Annotated in this window: 10 protein-coding genes and 1 pseudogene; 8 read left to right on the forward strand and 3 right to left on the reverse strand. The window is 74.1% G+C overall.

The annotated features are described in order from the left end of the window. The first annotated feature begins 151 nt into the window (after positions 1–151). From KCH_RS09295 to KCH_RS09315, 5 genes and pseudogenes are all read left to right on the forward strand, one after another. Positions 152–745, forward strand: coding sequence for a nucleotidyltransferase family protein (locus KCH_RS09295; RefSeq protein ID WP_035861215.1), 594 nt, complete (start codon positions 152–154; stop codon positions 743–745). Positions 746–888: 143 nt separating this feature from the next. After that, positions 889–1,719, forward strand: coding sequence for a hypothetical protein (locus tag KCH_RS09300; protein WP_244305252.1), 831 nt, complete (start codon positions 889–891; stop codon positions 1,717–1,719). Between the two features lie 195 nt (positions 1,720–1,914). Next, the gene (locus tag KCH_RS09305; RefSeq protein WP_051652914.1) at positions 1,915–2,694 is read left to right on the forward strand and encodes a tetratricopeptide repeat protein; all 780 of its coding nucleotides are present in this window, start codon (positions 1,915–1,917) and stop codon (positions 2,692–2,694) included. Between the two features lie 95 nt (positions 2,695–2,789). Continuing rightward, positions 2,790–3,596, forward strand: a complete 807-nt coding sequence (locus tag KCH_RS09310) for a (2Fe-2S)-binding protein (protein WP_035861216.1) — start codon at positions 2,790–2,792, stop codon at positions 3,594–3,596. Positions 3,597–3,730: 134 nt separating this feature from the next. After that, a pseudogene (locus tag KCH_RS09315) lies at positions 3,731–4,722 on the forward strand (DUF2637 domain-containing protein). Between the two features lie 111 nt (positions 4,723–4,833). Here KCH_RS09315 and KCH_RS09320 read toward each other — a convergent pair. Then, positions 4,834–7,017: a SpoIIE family protein phosphatase gene (locus KCH_RS09320; protein ID WP_167574018.1), complete on the reverse strand. Its 2,184-nt coding sequence runs from the start codon at positions 7,015–7,017 to the stop codon at positions 4,834–4,836. 249 nt (positions 7,018–7,266) lie between these two features. After that, positions 7,267–7,668, reverse strand: a complete 402-nt coding sequence (locus KCH_RS39390; protein WP_244305254.1) for an ATP-binding protein — start codon at positions 7,666–7,668, stop codon at positions 7,267–7,269. 675 nt (positions 7,669–8,343) lie between these two features. Here KCH_RS39390 and ureA point away from each other — a divergent pair. From ureA to KCH_RS09340, 3 genes are all read left to right on the forward strand, one after another. Beyond that, entirely contained in the window at positions 8,344–9,054 is a 711-nt protein-coding gene (ureA, locus tag KCH_RS09330; protein WP_035861220.1) for an urease subunit gamma, read from the forward strand. Positions 9,055–9,168: 114 nt separating this feature from the next. After that, positions 9,169–10,890, forward strand: a complete 1,722-nt coding sequence (locus KCH_RS09335; RefSeq protein WP_035861222.1) for an urease subunit alpha — start codon at positions 9,169–9,171, stop codon at positions 10,888–10,890. A gap of 31 nt (positions 10,891–10,921) precedes the next feature. Continuing rightward, positions 10,922–11,965, forward strand: a complete 1,044-nt coding sequence (locus tag KCH_RS09340) for an agmatine deiminase family protein (RefSeq protein WP_035861224.1) — start codon at positions 10,922–10,924, stop codon at positions 11,963–11,965. A 72-nt stretch (positions 11,966–12,037) separates the two neighbouring features. Here the strand turns inward: KCH_RS09340 and KCH_RS45950 are convergent, their stop codons facing one another. Beyond that, positions 12,038–15,646 (reverse strand): SdrD B-like domain-containing protein, encoded by a 3,609-nt coding sequence (locus tag KCH_RS45950; RefSeq protein WP_035861227.1) that lies wholly within the window; start codon positions 15,644–15,646, stop codon positions 12,038–12,040. Positions 15,647–15,693 lie beyond the last annotated feature (47 nt).

Raw genomic sequence — 15,693 nt, forward strand, 5'->3', positions numbered from 1 at the left:
ACGTCTGACGGCGCACCAGAAGACCAGCCGGTCAAAGGCGGGTCAAGGCGACCACGCCGCAGCATGACACACCTCACATTCCGGGCAAACCCCGGCCGGTACGAACCACCTGCCGGGCCCGGTCGCCGCGGCGGCGGGGCAGACTGACGGCATGACAGAACTGCGGGTGCCGGCCCTGGTGCTGGCCGCGGGGGGCGGGTCCAGGCTGGGCGGGCGGCCGAAGGCACTGCTGCGGTACCGGGGCCGGCCGCTGCTGGAGCACGCGCTGGGGGTGGCCCGGGAGGGCGGGTGCGACGGGGCGGTGGCGGTGCTCGGCGCGGCGGCGGCGGCGGAGGTCCGGGAGCGTGCCGACACCGGTGACTGCCTGCTGGTCGACAATCCGGAGTGGCGCACGGGGCTGTCCTCCTCCCTGCGGGCCGGGCTGGCCGCGCTGCCGGCGGGGGCGAGCGCCGTACTGGTGCTGCTGGTGGACACCCCCGGCGTGACGGCGGAGGCGGTGCGCAGACTGCTGGCCGTGCACGCCGGGCGCACGGATCTGGCGGCGTGCGCCTATGCCGGCCGCCGGGCGCACCCGGTGCTGATCGGCAGCGCGCACTTCCCCGAGCTGCTGGCCACCGCCACCGGCGACGCGGGCGCCCGGGCCCTGCTGGCGAAGCACCCGGTCACCCTGGTCGACTGCACGGGTGCGGCCGTCCCGGACGATCTGGACACCCCGGCGGACCTGGCCCGCTGGGGCATCGCCTGACGCACCGTCACCTCGGGGGCGCACACGGCCTCCGACACCTTTTCCCCACCTCAACTGCGGTGGAGGATTACCTCATTCCGCACCGGGCCGGGGCCCGATCGGCGAGGATGGACGCAACGCTGCCAGCCCGACCGGAACGGACGGTGACCGCACATGCCGCTGCCCGAGGACGCCGCCGACCCGGCCCCGTTCTCGCCCGGTTCGCCCTCGGGGCCAGCGATCTGCGCTGCCCGGCGTGCCGACGCGAGCACCGCTACGAGCCGCCGAGCCTGCCCTGCCCGTGCGGGGCGCAGCTGCGGGTGCCGCTGCTGCGCGGCGGGGTGCCGGTGCAGGTGCGGTTCCGCTCCTGGGAGGACTCCTGGGTGAGCATGCGCTGCCCGCACTGCGGGCGCAGCGACCAGTGGCCGCAGCCGGAGTTCACCTGCGACTGCGGGGCGACGGTGCGGATGCCGGTGGACCGTGCGCCGAAGCTGCAGAGCGCGGGCCCGCGGGCGGCCCGCCCGGCGGAGGCGGCCCGCCCGTACACCACGGCGGTGCCGCCGCCGGAGCCGCCGGCGTCGGGTTCGGGCCCGGCCCGGGCGCTGCGTCCGCCGTTCCGTCCGCAGCCGGTGCGCACCCCGCAGGACGCGGTGCTGACGGCGGCCCGCTACCTGCAGTGGCTGGGCTTCGACGACCTGGAGCTGACGGCCGGTCAGGAGCGGGACTCGACCACCCTGCTGGGCGGCCGGATGGTGGCCCGGGTGGACACCTGGACCGAGCCGGCCGACGTGAAGGCGGTCGAGTGCCTGTGGCTGGAGACGCTGCACAGTGAGCAGGTCGCGGCCGCGATGTTCACCGTCTCGGGGTACTCCCGGCAGGCCACGGTCCGCGGCGAACAGCTGCTGGTGGCGCTGTTCACGCTGGACTCGGCGGGCATCCCGCAGCCCTCGAACGGGGCCGCGGAGGCCCTGATGGAGACCGGCTGGACGTCCTGACGCTGCGTCACCCCGCCGTCACCCGGAGGCCGGGGTTCCGGATTTCCTCGCGCTCGTGATCTGGTGCACAAGCTCCTACGCGTGTTGAATTGCCGCCACGACGCGGGCTCCTGGGGGTTGGGGGGAGTCCGCGGGTCGCTGCATGGCGCGCACAAGGAGGTGGCGTTGTCGGTGCACGGGACTGCCCTGGGGGGCATGGCGGACGTCGTCTGGCGGCTTCGGTCGCGGGGCTGCTGGCAGGAGGCGGCGGACCTGCTCCGCCCGCAGGCCGGCCGGGACCCGACGGCGGCGCTGCAACGGGCCGAACTGCTGATCGAGCAGTGCCTGTTCACCGCGGACCACTGGGAGCGCGCGGAGGACGCCCTGCGCCAGGCGGAAGCCTCGGTCGCCGGCAGCGAGCACCGCGCCGCGGCCTCCTGCGCGCGCGGCTACCTGGCGTACGTGGCCAGCGTGCTGGGCCGCCGGGACCGGCTGGACGAGGCGCAGGCCGCGCTGGGCCGCACCTCGGCGCTGCTGCCGCCGAAGGCGCCGGGCCGGCCGCTGCTGGACTTCCGGCGCGGGCTGGTCGCGGAGAACCTGCTGCACGATCCGGCGGCGGCGCACAGCGCGTACACCCGGGCGCACGAGGGCGCCAAGGAGCGCGGCGACGACCTGCTGCGCTCCTCGACCTGGTGCCACCTGGCGGGCCTGGCCGGCGCGGCGGGCGACCTGGAACGCGCCCGGGACGGCTTCCGGGCGGCACTGGAGCTGCGCGAGCGACTGGGGTTCACGGTGGGAGTGGCGCCGGCCCTGGCCGCCCTCGCGGAGGTGTCGGAACCGGCCGAGGCGGAGCGGCTGCGCGCGGAGGCGACCCGGCTGGTGCAGGCGCTGGGCGGGGCCCCGGTGTGGCTGGCGCGGCGACTGGGACACCTCCCGGAGCAGGCTGCGGCCCCGGACGGCGGCACGGTGCGGGACCTGCGGCACGGCATCAGCTAAGGTGAGCCTTACCTGTCCGGGCGGAGCAGCGGCCCGGACAGGTCCACCGCGCCGTGCCCGGGCCCCGCTCCCGGGGTACCACCCAGGGAGCCCGCGTGACCGCGCACCAGGTCGAGCAGTGCCCCCCGCCCGCCACCACCGACTCCCGCCCCTGCCGGGCGAGTTGGCAGCGGCTGACCGAGGTCTTCGCGGACCTCCGGATCCACCCCGCTGCCCCCCGCACCGGCCCCGGCTGGACCACCGCCGCGGCCCTCGCCGCCGACCCGGCCGCGCTCGACGCGATGATCGCCTTCGACGAGCGCCTCGGCCTCGACCTGTACGGCGCCCCCGCCCGCCCGGACGTCACCGCCGGCTTCAGCCTGCACCGCTACGCCTGGCCCGTCGCGCTGGCCTTCACCCTGCCCTGGTTCCTGGAGCGCCGCGTCCCGGTGCTGCCGGTCGACCGGCTCTCGATCAGCCGCGCCACCGGCGAACTGACGGCCCGTCCGACCGCCTTCCACTGCCTGCCGGACGACCCGGCGGCCGACCGTCCGGACGCCCTGGTCGTCCCCGACCGCCCGGCGCTCGACTCCGCCCTGCGCGCCGCGCTCGCCGAGCATCTCGCGCCGGTGCTCGACGCCTTCCGCCCCCGCGTGCGTCGCGGCCCGCGCACCCTCTGGGCGCTCGCCACCGACGACGTGGTGGACGGCCTCTGGTACCTCGCCACCCTGCTCGGCGAGGAGCCCCGGGCGGTGGCCGACCTGACCGCCCTGCTGCCGGGCGACGCCTCGTCCGCCCCGTTCGTGGGGGTGCCGGGCTTCCGCGAGGAGGGCGGCACCCGGACCAGGACCAGGGTCAGCTGCTGCCTCTTCTACACGGTCCGGCCGACCGAGATCTGCTTCAGCTGCCCCCGCAGCAAATAGATCTGACTATCTTTTGATTTTCTGTCGGAATTCCCCCCTGACGGTGTATTGGTCCCGTTCCGGTCATCCCGCCCGAATTTCTCCGCCATGATGGTTCCCCCATCAAGATGCGGAAAGCGAGGCTGGATCAGGTCATGAGACTGTCGGACATACCGCTTGGCTGGGTCGTCGCCGGCGCGGCCGCATGCGTCGCCGCCGTCGCCCTGCTGGCCGTCGCCCGCAGCCGCTCGGCGGCGGCCGCCAACACCGCCGGCACGGACTCCTGGGAACGCGCCGAGGAGCGCCGCCGCCGCACCGAGTCCCTCTACGGAGGCGCCTCCTACCTGCTGCTCTTCTGCTGCGCCGCGGTCGCCGCCGCGCTCTCCTTCCACGGGCTGGTCGGCTTCGGCATCCAGAACCTCGGCCTCTCCGGCGGCTGGGAGTACCTCGTCCCGTTCGGCCTGGACGGGGCCGCGATGTTCTGCTCCGTCCTCGCCGTCCGCGAGGCCAGCCACGGCGACGCCGCACTCGGCTCCCGCCTGCTGGTCTGGCTGTTCGCCGCGGCCTCCGCCTGGTTCAACTGGGTGCACGCGCCCCGCGGTTTCGGCCACGACGGCGCGCCGCAGTTCTTCGCCGGAATGTCGCTCTCGGCCGCGGTGCTGTTCGACCGCGCACTGAAGCAGACCCGGGTCGCCGCCCTGCGCGAGCAGGGCCTGGTGCCCCGTCCGCTGCCGCAGATCCGCGTGGTCCGCTGGCTGCGCGCCCCGCGGGAGACCTACGCCGCGTGGTCGCTGATGCTGCTCGAAGGCGTCCGCACGCTGGACGAGGCCGTCGAGGAGGTCCGCGACGACAAGCGCACGGCGGCGGAGAACCGGGAGCGCCGCCGGATGGCCTCCCGCCGGGAGCGCGCCGAGATCAGGGCCATCGGCCGCCAGCCCGGCAGCAGTTGGCGCACCCGGCACACCCGCCAACTCGAACCTGCCCCCGCGACCTCCGCCCCGACGGAGCCCGCCATAGCCCCCGCCGGCCTCCCCGCCACCCCGCCCACCGCAGCATCGACCTGACCGCGGAGGAGGACACCGCCCCCCTCCCCCGGCTCGCCTCGCTCGAACAGAAGCTCAAGGACCTGGAGCAGCAGTTCGGGTGACCCCACCGGGGGTTCGGGCAACGGCACGGGGCCCGGAAACGGCGGAACGCAGAGCGCCCGTCGACCGGCGGCGGACTCGCCCCGCCGTCTCCCGGGCCCCCGGCAGTGCGGCTAGCTGGTCAGCTCGAACCACATCCGCTTGCCCGAGCCGCGGGGCTCCACGCCCCAGGCGTCGGCGAGCGCCTCGACCAGCATCAGGCCGCGGCCGGAGGACGCCTGTTCGCCGGGGGTGCGGCGGGTGGGCCAGAGGTCGGACTCGTCCTCGACCTCGACGCGCAGGCGGGCCCGCCCGTTGTCCTGGTAGAGCCGGGCGGTGAACATCGCGTCCCGGTCGGTGTGCCGGATCGCGTTGGTGACCAGCTCCGAGGACAACAGCTCGGCGGTGTCGATGAGTTCGGGCACCCCCCAGCGGCGCAGCGCGTCGCGGAGTTCGGCGCGGAGCTCGGAGATCCGGGCCAGGTCGGCCTGCCCGATCCGGCGGCGGAGCTGCTGGGCGGCGCGTCCGCCCGCAGGCCCGTCCCAGCGCAGCAGCAGGAGGGCGATGTCGTCCTCGCGTTCGCTGGTGTCGGCGGCCTGGGAGGCGATCCGGTCGGCGAGTTCCTCCAGCGGTTCGCGCGGGGACTCGCCGATCGCGGGCAGCGGCGCGGAGACGGTCTCGCAGAGGCGGGCGAATCCGGTGTCGAGGTCCATGTCCCGGGCTTCGACCAGGCCGTCGGTGCAGAGCACGACGGTCTCGCCGGGGTCGAGGCTGAACCGGGTGACCCGGTACTCCTCGTCGGGGGCGACGCCGAGCGGCAGCCCGCCGGCCACCGGGACGGAGTGCGCGGTGCCGTCGGCGCGGCGCACCACCGGGTCGAGGTGGCCGGCCCGGACGGCGTAGACCACGCCGTAGTCGACGTTGACCTCGGCGTAGGTGCAGGTCGCGAAGTGGTCGGTGTCGAGGTCCGCGAGGAAGCGCGAGGCGCGGGCCATCACGGCGGCGGGCGGGTGGCCCTCGGCCGCGTAGGCGCGCAGCGCGATCCGGAGCTGGCCCATGATGCCGGCGGCGTGCACGTCGTGGCCCTGGACGTCACCGATCACCAGTCCGACGTGGCCGCCGGGCAGCGGGACGACGTCGTACCAGTCGCCGCCGATCTGCAGGCCGGAGCCGGCCGCGAGGTAGCGGACGGCGGTGGTCACGCCGGGGACGGCGGGGACGGTGCGGGGCAGCATGACGCGCTGGAGGCCGGCGGCGAGCTCGTGCTCGGCGTCGTGCAGGCGGGCCCGGGCGAGCGACTGGGCGACCAGGCCGCCGAGGGTGGAGAGCAGGGTGCGCTCGTCGGGGTCGAGTTCGCGGGCGTCGTCGAAGGAGACCACGCAGACGCCGGTGGGGCGGCCGCTGGCGACCAGCGGGAGGAACGCCCAGGAGGAGCGTCCGCTGTTCTCGGCCCAGTCCCAGGCGTCGGGGTAGCGCTCGCGGTACTCCTCGCGGCTGGAGACGAAGATCGGGGCGCGCTGCCTGATCGCCTCGGCGGCGGGGTGGCTCGGCGAGAGCGGGATCCGGTCGAACTGGTCGCTGAGCGCGCTGCGGTAGCCGCTGGAGCCGAGCAGGGCGATCCGGCCGGCTTCCAGGGAGGCGAGGGCGAGGCCGTCGGGGCCGAGGCCGGGCAGCGGCAGTTCGGTGAAGACCCGGGCGACGTCGCGGACGGTGACGGCCTCGGAGAGGGCGCGGGCGGCTTCCTTGATGAACCGGGAGCGTTCCTCGCGCAGCACGGCGAGCTCGTCGGCGCGTTCGCGCTTGTGGAGTTCGACGGTGGCGTCCCAGACGAAGCCGACCATCCGGGAGGGGCGGCCGAAGGCGTCGGCGAGGACCCGGCCGCGGAAGCGCACGGCGTGCAGTTCGCCGTTGGGGAAGACGGTGCGGTAGTAGGCGCCGCACTGGCCGAGTTCGGCGACGGCGCGTTCCACCCGGCGGCGCACCACGGGGGCGTCCTCGGGGTGGAGCAGGGCGAGGAAGGAGCCGGAGGTGCGGTCGAAGGACTGGCCGGTGAGTCCGAGGATGGCGCAGGCACGCCGGTCGCCGACCAGGATGTCGCGCCGGATGTCCCAGTCGTAGGAGCCGATGCCGTTGGCGGCCATCGCCGGTTCGAGCCACTCGGGGGTGGAGTCCCCGGTGCGGGTGGGCAGGCCGCGCGCGGTGGTCGGCACGGCGCGGCCGGCGGCGGTGCGCAGCGGGTTCGCGGGGGTGCCGTTCCTGGTGGCCTGGGCGGGCGGGGTTCGGCGGGCGGGCCCAGGCGCCTCGGGCTCGGTGGCCATGCTTCTCCTGCCGGTGCCTTGCCTGGCGGCCACTGGTATCCGTATCCCCTGCTGGGCCGGCCGGACCGCGATGGTTTGCGTGTGCCTACTGGCACACATTCTCACTAGCCTCTCGTATGTTCGGCAAGGCGGCAATGCCGGTGACCCGGACGGTACTGATCGCACACGATCCCGCTTGGCATATTCACCCGTTCGGCCCCGTGGGCCGGCCGGTGCGGAATTCGTCCCGCCGGTTCGGGGCGGGGCGGCTCAGAGCACCGACAGCTCGAACCAGGTGACTTTTCCGTCCCCGCGCAGCTGCACGCCCCAGTCGTCGGCGAGCGCCTCCACCAGCAGCAGTCCGCGCCCGGAGGTGGCGCTCTCGCTGGGCGGACGGCGGCCGGGCAGCCGGCTGGTGCGGTCGTGCACCTCGACCCGCAGGCGCTGCTCGGCGGTGAGCACCGCGTCGAATTCGGCGCCCTTGCCGGTGTGCACCAGCGCGTTGGTGACGAGTTCGGAGGTCAGCAGTTCGGCGGTGTCGGCGAGCTCGGGGACGCCCCAGTGGTCGAGTGCGGCGCGCAGCCGGCGCCGGATGGTGCGGACGGCGGGCAGGTCCGCCGCTTCCAGGGAGGCATGCAGCCGGCGATGCAGGGCACACTCCGGCTGGTGCACCGGGGCGGGGCTCTGCGCGTGCGGCTGCGGCTGTGGCTGTAGCTGCGACTGTGGCTGTAGCTGTGATTGCGGCTGCGGCTTCGCCGGTGGGTGCGGCTGGAGGTGCGCCGGGCCCTGCTGGTCGGTCTGCTCCCGGCGCGAGGCCGAGCGCTGCCGCGGGAATCTTGCCTGACCGTCCATCAACTTCGTAAGCCCCCGCCCTCGTTCCGGACGGCCGCCCCGGTCCCCCACCGGCCCTGCGGCCACTTCTGGTCATCCTCATGCCCACTCGGCGGCGTTTGCAACAGTGATCCGCCCCTACGCCCGTGGTGAACGGTGCGCAAGGGCGTGCGCGGGCACGCGGGCGAGCCGGGGCGCGCCCGCCCGGTGAGGCTGCGCAGAGGGCTTTTCCCCGCGGGTGGCGTGCATTCGTCGACGGCGCGTCGGCTCGCCGGCGGTGCGATCCTCGCACGATCCGATCACCGGGCCGGAACGGCGTGCACGAATTCCGCGCACGGTCCCCCCGGTTCCCCCACTCTCCTTCCGTGCGCCTGCGGGGCGTCCCGGCCCTGCGGCCGGACGCTGGACACGGCGGGCGGGCGCGGGTTCAATGGGGCCCACGTTTGAACGTCGTTCTAAACTTCTCCGACACGCTCCACCGACCACCCTCTGTCCCCCCTCGACGAGCGAGGCACCGTGCGACTGACCCCCACCGAACGGGACCGGCTGCTGATCTTCACCGCGGCCGAGCTGGCCCGCGCCCGACGGGCGCGCGGCGTGAGACTGAACGTGCCGGAGGCGACGGCCCTGATCGCCGACACCGTCTGCGAGGCCGCCCGCGACGGCCGGCGCCTCGCCGAGGCGATCGAGGCCGGCCGCTCCGTGCTGACCGCCGCCGACGTGCTGCCCGGCGTGCCGGACGTGGTGACGGTGGTGCAGGTGGAGGCGGTGTTCGAGGACGGGACGCGCCTCGCCGTGGTCAACGACCCGTTCCACGGCGCGGGTTCGCTGGGCGACGGGGCGCCGGGCGCGGCACTGCCGGGCTCCGGCGCGGGCTACGACCCGGTCGAGGAGGAGCTCCTGCTGCCGGTGCACAACACCGCCTCGGTGCCGATCTCGGTGACCTCGCACTTCCACTTCTTCGAGTCCAACCCGCGACTGGCCTTCGACCGGGCCGCCGCCTACGGGATGCACCTGGCGGTGCCGGCCGGCTCCTCGGTGCGCTTCGACCCGGGCGCCACCGTCGAGGTGGGCCTGGTGTCGATCGGCGGCGAGCGGGTCGCGATCGGCTTCGCCGGCCTGGTGGACGGGCCGCTGGACGCGCCGGGCGCGAAGGACGCTGCGCTGGCCAAGGCCCGGGCGACCGGCTACCTCACCGAGTTCGACGACACCGAGCCCACCCAGTGACCGCCACTCACCGCCGCCGCAGGAAGGACCACGAAGCATGAGCGAGCGAAGCGAGTTCATCATCAAGAGGTGCGTGTGCGCGAAGCGCCCGCCGAGCGCAGGCGAGGTGGGCGCATGAGTGCCATCTCTCCGCACGACTACATCTCGGTGCACGGCCCGCGGGCCGGCGACCGGGTCCGGCTCGGCGACTCCGGGCTGATCGTCCGGGTCGAGTCCGACTCGCAGGCCCCGGGCGACGAGTTCCTCGCCGGGTTCGGCAAGACCGCCCGGGACGGGCTGCACCTGAAGCCGGCCGCGGTCCGCGAGACCTGCGACGTGGTGATCTCCAACGTGCTGGTGATCGACGCGGTGCAGGGCATCCGGAAGACCTCGATCGGCATCCGGGCGGGCCGGATCTCGGCGATCGGCCGGGCCGGCAACCCGGACACCCTGGACGGCGTCGAGGTGGTGGTCGGCACCGGCACCACGATCGTCTCCGGCGAGGGCCTGATCGCCACCGCGGGCGCCATCGACACCCACGTCCACCTGCTGTCGCCGCGGATCATGGAGGCCTCGCTCGCCTCCGGCGTGACCACCATCATCGGCCAGGAGTTCGGCCCGGTCTGGGGCGTCGGCGTCAACTCCCCGTGGGCGCTGCGGCACGCGTTCAACGCCTTCGACGCCTGGCCGGTCAACATCGGCTTCCTGGGCCGCGGTTCGTCCTCCGACGCCGCCCCGCTGGTGGAGGCGCTGGCGGAGGGCGGCGCCTCCGGCTTCAAGGTGCACGAGGACATGGGCGCGCACACCCGGGCGCTGGACACCGCGCTCCGGGTCGCCGAGGAGTACGACGTCCAGGTGGCGCTGCACACCGACGGGTTGAACGAGTGCCTGTCGGTGGAGGACACCCTCGCAGTGCTGGAGGGGCGCACCATCCACGCCTTCCACATCGAGGGCTGCGGCGGCGGCCACGTGCCGAACGTGCTGAAGATGGCCGGCGTGCCGAACGTGATCGGCTCCTCCACCAACCCGACCCTGCCGTTCGGCCGGGACGCGCTGGGCGAGCACTACGACATGATCGTCTCCGCGCACGACCTCAAGCCCGACCTGCCGGGCGACGCCGCGATGGCCCGCGACCGGATCCGGGCCGGCACCATGGGCGCCGAGGACGTGCTGCACGACCTCGGGGTCATCGGCATCACCTCCTCCGACGCCCAGGGCATGGGCCGGGCCGGCGAGACGGTGCGCCGCACCTTCGCGATGGCCGGCAAGATGAAGGCCGAACTCGGCCCGCTCGACGGCACCGGCTCCTACGGCACCGCCGAGGGCGGCGACGACAACGAGCGGGTGCTCCGCTACATCGCCAAACTGACCGTCAACCCGGCCATCGCGCACGGCCTTTCGCACGAGGTCGGCTCGATCGAGGTCGACAAGCTGGCCGACATCGTGCTGTGGCGGCCGGACCACTTCGGCGCCAAGCCGCAGCTCGTCCTGAAGGCCGGATTCCCCGCGTACGGCGTGGTCGGCGACCCGAACGCCTCCACCGACCGGTGCGAACCCCTGGTGCTGGGGCCGCAGTTCGGCGCGCACGGCGCCACCGCCGCGGACATCTCGGTGGCGTTCGTCGCCCAAGCCGCAGCCGAAGCCTCCTACTTGGACGTCGCGGGCGACCAACTGCCCACCCGGCGACGGCGCGTGGGGGTGCGCGGCACCCGCGGCATCGGCCCGCGCTCGATGCTGCGCAACGGCCGGCTCGGTCACGTCGACGTCTCCGCGACCGGCCTGGTCTCGCTGGACGGCGAGCCACTGCGCTCCGCGCCCGCCGACTCGGTCTCCCTCAGTCGCCTGTACTTCCTGTGAACCCCCCTCACTCCCTTAGGACTTGCACCCCATGACCTCCCCCACCCCCGCCTCGCTCGGCTTCCGGATGCCCGCCGAGTGGCACCCGCACGAGCGCACCTGGATGGCCTTCCCCACCCCGAACCCGACCTTCGACGGCGCGGAGCAGCTGGACGCCGCCCGCCGCGCCTGGGCCGAGGTCGCCAACACGATCGTCCGCCACGAGCCGGTCACCCTGGTCGTCAACACCGGCGAGACCGAGGCCGCCCGCGGCTACGTCTCCCCCGAGGTGGAGATCGTCGAGCGCCCGCTGGACGACGCCTGGATGCGTGACATCGGCCCGTCCTTCCTGATCGACGGCTCCGGCGGACTGGCCGCCGCGGACTGGGTGTTCAACGGCTGGGGCGCGCAGTCCTGGGCCCGCTGGGACAACGACCAGCACATCGCCGAGCACGTCACCGAACTGGCCGGCGTCCGGCGCTTCGCCTCCCGACTGATCAACGAGGGCGGCGGCATCCACGTCGACGGCGAGGGCACCGTCCTGGTCACCGACACCGTCCAGCTCGGCGAGGGCCGCAACGCCGACTGGACCCGCGAGCAGGTCGAGGCCGAGCTGCACGCCCACCTCGGCACCACCAAGGCGATCTGGCTGCCGCGCGGACTCACCCGCGACTACGACGAGTTCGGCACCCGCGGCCACATCGACATCGTCGCCGCGTTCGTCCGCCCCGGCACCGTCGTGGTCCACTCCCAGCCCGACCCGGCCCACCCCGACCACGCGGTCTGCCAGGGGCTCGCCGAGATCCTCCGCGCCGCCACCGACGCCCAGGGCCGCCGGCTGGAGGTCGTCGAACTCCCCGCCCCCACCGTCCTGTTCGACGAGGACGGCGAGCCCGTCGACTACTCCTACATCAACCACTACGTCGCCAACGGCGTCGTCGTGCTGTGCGCCTTCGACGACCCGCGCGACCAGGAGGCCAAGGCGATCCTGGAGAAGGCCTACCCCGGCCGCACCGTCGAACTGGTCGACGCCCGCGAGATCTTCGCCAACGGCGGCGGCATCCACTGCATCACCCAGCAGCAGCCGAAGGCCTGACGCACCGACGGCCGCAGGCCGGAACCTCCTTCGAGGTTCCGGCCCGCGGCCGTCTTCACACCCGGGTGTCGGTCAGTGGCGGCGCCCGGAGCGGCGGTACATCAGCACGCTGAGCAGCATCCCGCCGAGGGTGAGCAGCCCGGCCACCGCGGCCAGCAGCCCGTTCGGCACGTCGCTGCCGGTGTGCGGCAACGACCCACCGCCATGGCTACGACCGGGCGACGGCGCCGGGGTGGACTCCCCGCCCGACGGCATCGACGACGGGCTCGGCTCCGGCGGCGTGCTGGTGGACGACGAGGGGCTCGGCGACGGCGACGGGGACTGCGACTCGGACGGCGACGGCGACGGGCACGGGCTGTGCGTCGGGCTCGGCGTCGGCGTGGGAGTCGGCGACGGGCTCGGCGACGGACACGGGCACGGGCAGTGCGTCGGGCTCGGGCTCGGCGTCGGCGACGGGCTCGGCTTGTGCGTCGGGCTCGGCGTCGGACACGGGCTCGGGCTCGGGCTCGGGCTCGGCGACGGAGAAGGTGTGGGCGACGGCGACGGAGTCGGGCTCGGGCTCGGCGACGGCGTGGGGCTCGGAGACGGGCTCAGCGACGGCGACGGGCTCGGAGACGGGCTCGGAGACGGGCTCGGAGACGGGCTGGGCGACGGGCTCGGAGACGGGCTCGGAGACGGCGACGGCGACGGGCTGGGCGACGGCGACGGTGTCGGCTCCGGCGGGAGGATGCCCATGTCCAGGTCGAGGTCGTGTCGGCCACCCGTCAGTTCGACGGTCTGGGTGAGGCCGGTGGTCGGGTCCGCGTCGGAGTCGCGGGCCGGGTCGGTGCCCGCGTGCTGGGCGGTGACGGTGGTGTCCTTGGGGAGGGTCGTCAGGTCGAAGTGGACCTGGTAGACCCCGTCGGGCAGGTTGTCGAACAGGTAATGCCCGTTGGCGTCGGTGACGGTGGTGAGCGGGTTGCCGTTCAGGTCGCGGATCGGCTGGCCCGCGCCGTCCAGCAGCGACACGTGCACGCCGGGGACGCCGGGCTCACCGGGCTGCTGGACGCCGTCGCGGTTGGTGTCCTCCCAGACGAAGTCGCCGAGCGCGTTGTTCGACGGGGCGGTCCGCTCGACGGCCACGCCGACCTTCGCGGGCTCGGCGGGCAGCAGTTGACGGCCCGTCGAGTCGGTGGCGGTGTAGGCGAAGGAGTTCCAGGCGTACTCCGCGTCGGGCGCGTTGAACGGGGCGACCATCGGCCACTCGAGGGTGAAGGAGTCGCCGGGGGCCAGCGTGCCGGGGCGGGCGATCCGGAACCAAGCGACGACGCCGGGGCCGGGGAAGGCGGTGGTCCACACCGCGTTCGGGTCGCAGCCGGGGTCGGAGGCGGGCGGGACGAGGGCGTCCACGCAGGGGTGCTTGGTGGTGGTGTACTCGATGGTGACGGTCGGGTCGGAGCTGACGATCGGGCTGCTCAGCGACGGCGCCCAGGTGCTGCCGCGCGGGGCGTCGGCGGTCAGGACGTACGTGTCGCCGGGGGTGGGCAGCTTGTCGTAGGCGAGGAACTCGGTGACCGGGTCCGGCGAGTCGTTGCGGACGGTCATCCGGTAGGACAGCCGGCCGCCGGGGGTGGTGGCGCCCATCGGGCCGTAGCCGGCGTCCAGGTCGCCCCGGACCTCCTTGTAGGAGCGCAGCACGCTCGGCACCTGCACCTCGACCTGCGAGGTGGCGTGGCACATGGTCTCGGTGCGGTCGCCGTTGCCGTTCAGGTCGAGCGCGTCGGCGACGCCGTGGCTGGTGCCGTTGTAGTAGCAGGTGACGGGCTGGGTCGGCTGGTCGGCGGTGACGAACACCTGGTTGGTGAGCGTCCCGGCCCGGACGCTGGCGGCGACCTGGACGTCGAACTGGACCCGGTAGGCCAGCGCGTCGTTCAGGTAGGTCATGTCGGGCGCGCCGGCCGGCCAGGTCATCTTGACGATCTGCTGGCCGTCCGGACCGGGCGTGACCTGCACGGACTCGGGGAGCCTGGCGTCGGGGTAGCCGGGGGTGGTGCGCAGCGAGCCGTCCACGTAGACGAGTCCGGCGGGCAGCACGTCGTACAGCACCAGCGGCCGGTCCAGCGCCCGCCCGGTGCGGTTGTACGGGACCACCTCGAAGGTGGCCCGGCCGCCCGCGGTGGTGACGGCGCCGGCGACGGTGGTCTTGGCCGCGCCGAGGTTGGTGGCGGGGGTGACGGCGGTCTCGGCGCAGCCGGTGGCGTGCGCGGTGGTGGTGCCGTCGGTGGCGGTGTTGTCGACGCAGTTGGTGAGCAACTCCGGTGCGGGGCGGCCGTCGTGGCCGGGGGTGACGACCTGGGTGACGACCTGGACGCCGCCGCCCGGCGACCAGCCGGTGGGCAGCGGGCCGTCCCAGGTGAGGCGCAGCCCGTCGAGCCAGCGGCCGGCGGGCAGGCCGAGCACGTCGTTGGCCGGGTCGCCGGCGCCCTCGGCGAAGCTGATCCGGCGGTTGCCGGAGCCGTCGAACGGGGTGCCGGGGGTGAAGGTCAGCCAGGTCGGGTCGCCGTTCAGCCGGTACTGGAAGGTGAGGACGATGCCGGGCGGGTTCCACGCGTCGAGCTGGATGGTCTGCGGGAACAGCCAGTTGTAGAGGCCGTCGGTGGTGCCGGTGCCCGGGTCGGTCATGGTGAGCGAGGTGGCGGGCGCCGAGGTGTTGGTGGCGAACAGGCTGAAGCTGTTCAGGTCGCCGGAGACGCTGGTGTCGCCCCAGGACTTGGCGGCGGTGACCTGCACGCCGGTGGCGGGCTCCTGGAAGACGCCGGTGGTGGCCTGGGCGGTGGACAGCTCGCGCTCCGGCTCCGCGCCGAGCGGGTCGCCGAGCAGGTCGACGGAGTTGGTGGAGGTGGTGCCGGACGGGAACTCCGGCTCCGGGTAGTTCACCACCAGCACGCCGGGGATCCGGCAGCCGGCGTGGCCGTTGCCGGCCAGGAACGCACCGATGTCGTAGCCCCAGGTGTTCGGGCCGGGCGCGACCTGGCTCCAGCCGGGCGAGCGCGCCGTGTCGACCACCGCGCCGGGCGGCAGGGTGTCGAGCAGGCGGCTGGTGTTCAGGTCGACGTTCGGGCCCTCGGTGGAGCAGGCGCTGAACTGGTAGGTGACGGTCCGTCCGTCCGCGCTGGACGTCTGCACGCCCTTGGTGACCTGGTACACCGGCTGGACGTGCGCGGTGGTGCTGGCGGAGGCGCTCTGCGGGGTCTCCCCGTCGACCGTCAGCTGGGCCGCGTTGAGCGCCGAAGTGGCATCCGGGGTGGTCCAGTTGGGGAAGCGCATGACCACGCTGACGGCTGCCGTGGTGCCCGGGCTGAGGTTGAGCAGCTTGATGTCGAGGTCGCCGCCCATGGTGCCGGGTGCGGGGACGGTGGAGCCTGCCACGTCGACCGTGGTGGGGTCGGGCGTCCAGCCGACGAACTCCATCGCGGCGGGCAGCGTGTCGGCGATGTGCCCGTTCACGCACTCGGTGACCGAGCAGGTGTACTGCAGGGTGAAGGTGACGTTCTCCCCCGGCGCGGCGGTGGGCTTGTCGACGGACTTGGTGAACGAGATCGCGGCGTGCGCGGGTGGGGCCAGCAGGGCGCCGCCGAGCAGCGAGCCGAGCAGCAGGGCCAGGACGGAGGTGATCCGTCCGGCTCGGAGGGGAGTACGCATACCGAGCAGTTCATCCGACCGCGCAGGCACGCGCGGGGGTGGCGCGA

Origin of the sequence: Kitasatospora cheerisanensis KCTC 2395, from assembly GCF_000696185.1 — a bacterium.
In the GTDB taxonomy this organism is placed as follows: domain Bacteria; phylum Actinomycetota; class Actinomycetes; order Streptomycetales; family Streptomycetaceae; genus Kitasatospora; species Kitasatospora cheerisanensis.